A 6,888-nucleotide genomic window follows, 5' to 3' on the forward strand; every position below is an offset into this window, starting at 1 on the left:
GAACCGCTTCAAGTCAATCCCTCGGCCGCCACGGATGGCGTTGGGGCATCCGTCCTCGTCAGGGGCATGACAGGACGACTTTGCCGAACGCTTCGCCGGTAAGTACCCGCTGGAATGCTTTTCGTCCCCGAAGGAACTGCCAACTGGGATCAGTCATCACTCTTCGCTCGATTGCCCGCTCCGAACACTGGCCGACCGAGTCGGACAACAGGGTTGCACCATACTCAAATCGGCACGAGTGCGCGTTGAGAAGTCTTGCCGAACAAACCGATCCGGTCGGCTGTCCAACGCGCGCGCAGCGGCAGAAGAGCATGTTCGTCGGATCGCCTACTCGACGCTTTACCCGCCCCGGCCGTTCTTGGCGGCTGGCCAAGATAGCATCGTGGCAGGAACTAGGTCGGGACTGGAGATGCCTCGCAATAGACGCCCGCAGGATCGGGAAGAGAAACGCGCTGAGATCGTGGTAGCGGCTCGGCGGTTGTTTGTCGAGCACGGTTACGACGCGGCGTCGATGACACGGATCGCCCGCGACGCCGGGGTGGTGTCGAACACGCTGTACTGGTACTTCCAGGACAAGGACGCGGTATTGATCGCGGTCCTGGACGCGGTCCTGGCCGACTCGATGGCCTCCTACAGCCAGGTGCTGGGCTCGGGGCTGGGTGATCGGCTGTTGTGGCTGGTCGAGGAATTGGAGCAGCTGGGCCGGTTGGTGAGCACGGTGCACACGCGCGCCGAGGAGTCCGCGTCCATTCGGGAATGGCACGAGCAGTTCCACGCGCTGGCCGAGGGATTGTTCCGGGCAGAGCTGATCGAGCTTGGCGTGCCCGCGCACAAGGTCGATCCGCTGGTCGAGATCGGCGTTTTCGTTGTCGAGGGCATGCTGACGCATCCGAACGAGCGGGCCCAGCGGCGCGCGGTGATCGAGACCTTGCTCGACAGCGCTCGCGGTCTCGCTGCAGCCGCCGGCTGAGAGCTCAGCCTGCCCGCGTCGACGAGCCCGGGGCACCTACTGCGTGGTGGCTGCGGTGCAGTCGAATTGTGTTGCCAGGAAATCGAGTTGGTCACGCACCGCGCGTTCGAAGTGCTCGCCCACGTAGATGCCGAAGTGGTCGCACGAGTAGTTCTGGACGTGCACGTGTGCCAAGCCCTGCGCGTGACGCTTGGTGGTCTTCGCGGGCGCGGCGGCGTCGTTGTCGCAGACACACAGCAGCGTCGGAATTTCGAAGCGTGCCAGTGCGCGACCGGGCCGATCGAGGGGCAGGCGCAGCGCCAGCCGTGCGGCCAGGGCGTTGGCGGCATCGAAGTCACCATCCGGGCCGCGCAAGACACCCCACATGCTGTCGCGGCCGACACCGGTCACGGATGCGTCCCAGCCATTGTCCTCCGTCAGGTCGATGTTCTTCGACACCTGAGCCCGTACCGACGGCAGCCGATTCAACAGTGTGCTGGTGCGCCGCGAGAGCCGGGTTCCTGCGGGTAGGAGTGCCGAGGATCCGGCGAGAGCGTCGGGTGAGGCGACGAACGCGGGCATCCAGGATGTGCCCGCCATCGGCAGCAGGATCGGTTTCGCGCCGAACCAGGAACCGACCGTGTCGAGCAGCCCGACTACTGTCAGCGCTACCGCGCTCAATGGACCGGTCCGGATTCGTGAGCGCAACGACGCCGGTCCGTCGGTGAAGGGACACTGGGCCACGACCGCGGCGATACGGCTGTCTTCCGAGGCGACCTGAATGACATGGCCGCCGCCGAAAGAACTGCCCCACAACGCGATCCGGTCGGAATCGACCTCCGGCAGCGTGCGCGCGAAGGCCAACGCGGCATGCCAGTCGGCGCGTTGACGTCCGATATCGAGTAGCTGACGCGGTGCTCCGCCACTGGCCCCGAGGTGGCGGTAGTCGAACACCAGCACCGACCACCCCGCCTCGGCGAACCGTTGTGCGTAAGCGTCCAGGCGCATCTCCCGCACCGCCCCGAGCCCGTGTCCCATGATCACCATCGGGCGCGGGCCGTTGAGGTCGGGTGCGGTGTACAGCCATGCCGCACACGTGTCCTGACCGGAGGTGAAGGAGACCTCACGCCGTCGCACCGCGACTGTTCCATGGCGCTCGGCCGGCTCACTGATTTCCATGATTCGCGTCTCCCGCTTCGCCACTCTTCTTGGGTACCATCCAAGAAGTACTCGGGGTCACAGTAAACGGCTTCTTGAATGCCAGTCAAGAAAGCAATAGCATCGGTGCCGGAGCCAGGTCAGGACTGGAGATTTGCCGCGCAGCGACTTCACCGCCTGCGAGCGTTCGAAGGGCACGGACGTTCGGGAACCGATAACCACACCCGAGCCGGGGCGCGCCCATTCGAGTGCCTACGATCAGAACCAGGGAGCGCGGACTCGTGAGCAGTTCGATCGAACAGTCCCAGACCACCACCCGCCCGCCCGAGGTCGACAGCGCACGCGAGCGAGGAGGACCCTCGCGGATCGATGCCTGGTCGGGCCCTTCCCGACGCGCGGTCGCGGGTGTGGCCCGGACCGGGTTCGAAGGTCTGCGCGCCGAGGTGGTGCGGATATGCACCGACCTCGCCGTGGACGGGTCCCAGGGCCAGGACCTCGCACCCGTTTTGCGCGAACTCGAACTCGCGGCGCGTCACTGGGCAGAACTCGGGCTGGGCCTGGATCGTCTCCAGCAGGCGATCCACACCGGATTCCGGCGCGGGGCCGAGCGGCTCACACAACTCGCGCGCACCCCGGCCGAGGCGGTCGCGGCACTGGGTGACCAGCTCGACCTTTTGGAATCGGTGCATGTGCGCCTCACCCGCGCCTACTCCCACCAACTGCCCGCACCGACCAGTCACACCCATGCCGCGACTCGCACCCTTGCCGTCGCTTTGCTGCGCGGTGAGCACGCCGGCCCGCTGGCGCGTTATTGCGGTGTCGCGATCAGCATCCGGTATCACGTCATCGCCCTAGCGATACTGGGGCCGGTGGATGGCCGGTCCGCGGCGATCGCCTCCCGTCTCGAGGCCGCGGTGACCCGGCGGTGCGGACCGCGGGCGCTTGCACTGCTCGGTGCCGAGGGCGGCACCGTGCTGATCCCTGAGGGCTTGGTCGCCGAAGACGATCTCGGCGAACTGATCCGGGACCTGGAGACCAATATCGGGCGCGCCGTGGTCGCGGTCGCCGTGACCGCCGCCGTCTCCGATATTGCGGATGCGGGCTGCCAAGCACACGATTTCCTCGATGCCGCCACCGCGACGCGGGTCGAGCCCGGCCTGTACCGGTTGAGTGATCTGAGTCTGCATTTCCAGCTCACCCGTCCGGGCCCGGCTCGAGATGTCCTCAGCGCTTTGCTGTCCCCGCTGGATAGTTATCCGGAGCTGGTGCACACTTTGGCCACCCATCTCGCCAACGACACCGACCGTCGGCGCACGGCCTCCGAGCTGCACGTGCACGCCAACACCGTCGACTACCGGCTCAAACGCATCCATCAGATCACCGGCTGTGATCCCTTCACCGTGGCCGGTCTGTGGCGACTACGCTCCGCTTTGATCGTGCGCAGCTACACCCAACGCTCATCCGTGACGTAATGCCAAGCGCCACAGCGGATCTGGTCGACCGATCGCCCCGATCGGCCCGGCCAATCGCCTCCCTGTCTTCCAGAAAATTACGGGCTGATCGACCAGCCGGGGTGGTAAGCGTTTTCACGCTCACCACCCCGGCCACCCTCGACTCGCCGCACGAATGCTCAAACACTGACCGGACGTCCGTAGTGGCGTTAGGCGGCGCGGCGATCGTTGTCGCGGTCGTGTTCCCGGTCTAGGGGAAGGGTGGCGAGTGTGTTGCGGAGGAACAAGCCGAGGGATTCGATCACGGCGGGGTTCTCGATCCGAGGCAGTAGTCCTTGCCGCAGGCGGCTCTCGGCGACCAGGCGGCGGGTCTGCTCGCTGGTCGGCCCGACCCACATCCGTCCCGTGTGCGGGGGAGGTGTGCGGCGCTGGCGGTGTGTCGGCGCGGCCGGGGCTCGTTTCCGCCGCAGCGGGGTCACCGTCGCGTCCGGCCGGGCGTCAAGGGCGTTGGTGTCGGTCGGCTGGGTGTGGGGGTTCGGGCGGTCGCTGTGGTGGGCGGTGGGGGCCATGGGGTGCCTTCCTGTGCCGGGTCGAGCGGTCCTGGCGGTATGGTGACGAGAGAGGTGTTCAATAGTTGAATGCCTTCGCAACCCCCGCTTTTGGACACCGGGGTGAGCGAGGTCACCCACGAAGAAGCCACTCGACAGCCCTCGGCCGCGGCAACTTTTCGCGCTGTGGCAGAAGAAGGAGTGCCGGCGAACTCCGCCTCAAGCACCGACGCCCTCCAATATCTCTCGAAGGCACCTCGAAAGCATCTCCAGCCGTACACAACCCCAGCTAGATGCGGCCTTTCCCGGGGGCCGCAGGGGAAGCGAAGGGTGGTGACGGGACTCGGCCCGATACCGCGAAAAGGGGCCGAGCGGCGTGCGCTCGGCCCCTTTTCGGTCCTGTCCCTACAGGGCAGTCAGGATGTCAGTGTGATGCGGTGGGGGTCAGCCGCCAGCTCCGCAACTGCGTCTGGGCATTGCTGGCTTGGTGGGTGCCGGGGTGGGCGGTGGCGACCGCGTCGGCTGCGCTGGCGGTATCGGTGTAGCGGGTGCCGGTGAGCGGTCCGCTGGTGATTTCCACGGTGGCGGTCACCGGGTCGTAGCGGGCGTCGGTGCGCTGGGCGCGGTACACGGTGAACACCGGCAGCCACGACGACGACGTGGTGTCGAGGCTGCTGAGGTGGCGGGTGGCTTCGGCGGTGACGGCCAGCCACAGCTCGAGGCTGTCGGGTGCCTGGTTGGAGGCAGCGAACACATCGTGCAGTGCCGCCGCGAGAGCGGCTGGGGCGCAGGCGGTGTCGTTCTTCCTTGGGCCGCGGCGCCCACCGTAATCAGCTTCCTGCTCCTGGCACCGTTGATCGCGCTGACGGTCTTGGCGTCGCTGGCAGCGTGTGTCGCTCTGTTCGGACCGAAATGCCACCGTAGCAGCGCGATCCGGCTCGTCGAGATCATTCTTGACGCTCTACTGCGACTGATGTGCATCGTTCTGCGGTCCAGCCAGTTCTCGGAGAGGCCTAGTCGGCGGCGCGGCCGAGGACGCCGGAAATGACGCCCGCTCGTCGGCGTGGGCGGCCTCGCTGCTGCCCAGACGAGGTACTCCTCCGGATCGTCACCATGCATCACAGCGGCATCGGGTACCGCGCCATCTGCCGGATCCTCAACGAGGAAGGCACGCCCACCGCATCGGGTCGGCCGCAGTGGTACCCCTCGTACGTTTGGCGGCTGTTGAACACCGAGAACGTGATCGAGCAATTCGGACGACCACAGTCGCGACGAGGTCATCGCACGTGACGAGGCGGGCTTGACGATCTAGCAGCGCGCCACCGTCACCGATAAACGACGTCCGAATTCACCAGCGTAGCCACCACGTGCCTCCATCTCGGCTGCCCACCGCTGCTGCGGGCTGGACGGCCCGGAGTAGGCGAATCGTAGATCGGCAGGGCTGAGCTAGTCGGACGGTTCAGTCGGTAGCGGGTGGCTGATTCATCGATCGGTGCGGTGACGGGAAGCCTTCGCCGTTCCAGACGATGCCGTGCCGAGAATCCCCGTTCCGGGAACTCGCAACCGGGCTCGACACGTGGCGGCCGAGAGGAACGCGGTGGGCCGGAACGCGGCCGACGCCGCAGTAGTCCGGCTTCTGACCAACAAAATATGCTGGTTACAGCCAGTGGGATTTTGCTTTGGCCAGGTAAACCCGTATGGAGTGCGTAACACAATTGTTACCCCAGCGAGCTGTGCGACCTCCTCGCGCCGCAGGCCCGGCGTGCGACGCCGTCCGGTCGCCACCAGCCCGACCTCGGCGGGGTCGAGCCGTTCGCGGCGACTGCGGAGGAATTCGCGCAGCTGTTCTCTACGCCGCGCCGAGTCACTGGTCATGAAAAACAGTAACAATGCGCGCCGATTCGGCCTCGCCATCGCGCCGATCACCGGGTTGCCGCGGATGTGTTCGCACGTGTAGGCCCGAACAGGGAAATCCGGCGAGCGGTCGACTCACGCATCCCCGCGACCGGCGGCGGAAACCGCGGGCGTAGCTCCTGGTCTGCGCAGGTCGATGTTTCGCATCGTGACCAACGCTGTCGCACAGAGGGTTTCGGCACCCTGGTCGACACCGTAGACCTCGGCCGCCGCGACGGTGAGCGCCTTGCCGGGCTTCACGACCCGCCCGCGGGCCACCAGATACTCACCTCGCGCCGGAGACAGAAGTTTGACGGTGTAGTCGACCGTCATGTTCACCCAGCCGGCCGGTAACAGCGTCCCCGCCGCGGAACCACCGGCGAAGTCCGCCAGCGACCCGATCACGCCGCCCTGAAAGTTGCCGTTGTGCTCGGTCAACTCCGTGCGATAGGGCTGCACGATCTCGACCTCGCCCCGTTCGACGCGGCGGAACGAGAACCCCAGATGTCGCGCCGCGGGCATGCCGAGGACGACGGCCTCTACGATCTGCGCGAACTCCGGATTCTCCGCCTGCTGCCCGCTCATCACCCGGCTCCTCTTCGGGGTGCTCGACGCTCCACCGCCGAATCCGGGAAGCCGAGGTGCACCACAACTGGACTGATTGCCATTTAATCTGAACTTGACGTCAACTTCAAGTTCTGGCTCAACGGCGATTCGGCGTGGGGGAGCCTCCGCCGCCTGCCCACGCCGCACCGGCCTCACATCACGATGCGCAGTGGGTGTTCGATCAGCTCTTTCAGTTGGGCGAGGAATTCTGCGGCGACGGCTCCGTCGAGGGCGCGGTGGTCGGCGGACATGGTGACGCGCATAATCTTTCGGCTCACGACCT

8 protein-coding genes and 1 pseudogene are annotated in these 6,888 nt (G+C 66.3%); 3 read left to right on the forward strand and 6 right to left on the reverse strand.

Going from position 1 to position 6,888, the window contains the following annotated elements; genetic code table 11:
* Positions 1 to 409 precede the first annotated feature (409 nt).
* Positions 410 to 970, forward strand: coding sequence for a TetR/AcrR family transcriptional regulator (locus ACPCUW_RS29655; protein ID WP_423428493.1), 561 nt, complete (start codon positions 410 to 412; stop codon positions 968 to 970).
* A 36-nt stretch (positions 971 to 1,006) separates the two neighbouring features.
* Here the strand turns inward: ACPCUW_RS29655 and ACPCUW_RS29660 are convergent, their stop codons facing one another.
* Positions 1,007 to 2,128 (reverse strand): alpha/beta hydrolase, encoded by a 1,122-nt coding sequence (locus ACPCUW_RS29660; protein WP_423428495.1) that lies wholly within the window; start codon positions 2,126 to 2,128, stop codon positions 1,007 to 1,009.
* A 260-nt stretch (positions 2,129 to 2,388) separates the two neighbouring features.
* Between ACPCUW_RS29660 and ACPCUW_RS29665 the strand changes: the two genes are divergently transcribed.
* On the forward strand, positions 2,389 to 3,579 hold the full coding sequence (locus tag ACPCUW_RS29665) for a PucR family transcriptional regulator (protein ID WP_423428497.1): 1,191 nt from the start codon (positions 2,389 to 2,391) through the stop codon (positions 3,577 to 3,579).
* Positions 3,580 to 3,767: 188 nt separating this feature from the next.
* On the opposite strand, the gene ACPCUW_RS29670 is transcribed toward ACPCUW_RS29665, so the two are convergent.
* Both ACPCUW_RS29670 and ACPCUW_RS29675 read right to left on the reverse strand, forming a co-directional pair.
* On the reverse strand, positions 3,768 to 4,127 hold the full coding sequence (locus ACPCUW_RS29670; RefSeq protein ID WP_423428499.1) for a hypothetical protein: 360 nt from the start codon (positions 4,125 to 4,127) through the stop codon (positions 3,768 to 3,770).
* A 403-nt stretch (positions 4,128 to 4,530) separates the two neighbouring features.
* Complete coding sequence (locus tag ACPCUW_RS29675) at positions 4,531 to 4,860, reverse strand: hypothetical protein (protein ID WP_423428501.1); 330 nt, start codon at positions 4,858 to 4,860, stop codon at positions 4,531 to 4,533.
* 290 nt (positions 4,861 to 5,150) lie between these two features.
* Here ACPCUW_RS29675 and ACPCUW_RS29680 point away from each other — a divergent pair, with 290 nt between their 5' ends.
* Positions 5,151 to 5,396 (forward strand): recombinase family protein, encoded by a 246-nt coding sequence (locus ACPCUW_RS29680; protein WP_423428503.1) that lies wholly within the window; start codon positions 5,151 to 5,153, stop codon positions 5,394 to 5,396.
* Between the two features lie 426 nt (positions 5,397 to 5,822).
* On the opposite strand, the pseudogene ACPCUW_RS29685 reads toward ACPCUW_RS29680, so the two are convergent.
* The 3 genes and pseudogenes from ACPCUW_RS29685 to ACPCUW_RS29695 form a co-directional block, all read right to left on the reverse strand.
* Positions 5,823 to 5,981: pseudogene (locus ACPCUW_RS29685) on the reverse strand (transcriptional regulator); the annotation flags it as partial.
* 114 nt (positions 5,982 to 6,095) lie between these two features.
* The gene (locus ACPCUW_RS29690; RefSeq protein WP_423428505.1) at positions 6,096 to 6,584 is read right to left on the reverse strand and encodes a PaaI family thioesterase; all 489 of its coding nucleotides are present in this window, start codon (positions 6,582 to 6,584) and stop codon (positions 6,096 to 6,098) included.
* A gap of 173 nt (positions 6,585 to 6,757) precedes the next feature.
* The gene (locus ACPCUW_RS29695; protein ID WP_423428512.1) at positions 6,758 to 6,883 is read right to left on the reverse strand and encodes a 2-oxo acid dehydrogenase subunit E2; all 126 of its coding nucleotides are present in this window, start codon (positions 6,881 to 6,883) and stop codon (positions 6,758 to 6,760) included.
* Positions 6,884 to 6,888 lie beyond the last annotated feature (5 nt).

Source organism: Nocardia sp. AB354 (genome assembly GCF_049538315.1).
GTDB classification, from domain to species: domain Bacteria; phylum Actinomycetota; class Actinomycetes; order Mycobacteriales; family Mycobacteriaceae; genus Nocardia; species Nocardia nova.

Excerpts from the sequence above, each read along its gene's own strand:
- ACPCUW_RS29655 (WP_423428493.1), top strand. The coding sequence starts at position 410 with ATGCCTCGCAATAGACGCCCGCAGGATCGGGAAGAGAAACGCGCTGAG.
- ACPCUW_RS29660 (WP_423428495.1), bottom strand. The coding sequence starts at position 2,128 with ATGGAAATCAGTGAGCCGGCCGAGCGCCATGGAACAGTCGCGGTGCGA.
- ACPCUW_RS29670 (WP_423428499.1), bottom strand. The coding sequence starts at position 4,127 with ATGGCCCCCACCGCCCACCACAGCGACCGCCCGAACCCCCACACCCAG.
- ACPCUW_RS29680 (WP_423428503.1), top strand. The coding sequence starts at position 5,151 with ATGACGCCCGCTCGTCGGCGTGGGCGGCCTCGCTGCTGCCCAGACGAG.
- ACPCUW_RS29690 (WP_423428505.1), bottom strand. The coding sequence starts at position 6,584 with ATGAGCGGGCAGCAGGCGGAGAATCCGGAGTTCGCGCAGATCGTAGAG.